The sequence below is a fragment of the Burkholderia sp. BCC1644 genome, from assembly GCF_902833225.1.
Classification (GTDB): domain Bacteria; phylum Pseudomonadota; class Gammaproteobacteria; order Burkholderiales; family Burkholderiaceae; genus Burkholderia.
Genome location: NZ_CADFEI010000081.1, coordinates 1 through 391, shown reverse-complemented (window position 1 = coordinate 391; position 391 = coordinate 1). Strand labels below are relative to the sequence as shown.

Annotated in this window: 1 rRNA gene; it reads left to right on the top strand. The window is 46.3% G+C overall.

Going from position 1 to position 391, the window contains the following annotated elements:
* Window positions 1–82: ribosomal RNA gene (locus HWX87_RS37815) — 16S ribosomal RNA — on the top strand; the annotation flags it as partial.
* Between the last annotated feature and the right edge of the window lie 309 nt (window positions 83–391).

Genomic DNA, 391 nt, shown 5'->3' with positions numbered 1-391 from the left:
GGTCACCACGGTAGGATTCATGACTGGGGTGAAGTCGTAACAAGGTAGCCGTATCGGAAGGTGCGGCTGGATCACCTCCTTTCCAGAGCTTCTCGCAAAGTTGAGCGCTCACGCTTATCGGCTGTTGATTAAGACAGACTAGCTGTCTGCGGTATAAACCGGTTATAATGCCGGCCGCTTTCAATAATCTTCAATGACAAACATTCGAATGAAGTTTGGTTCGAGTTTTTCTCATTGGCGATTGAGCCAGTCAGAGCGGTACGAAAGTATCGGCTGTCGTTCTTTAACAATCTGGAAGAAGTAAGTAATTTGGATAGCGGAAGCGTCTTGAGATGGACGTGAAAACTATCCGGGTTGTGATTGTATCGATGTATCTCAAGATGATTCGAAC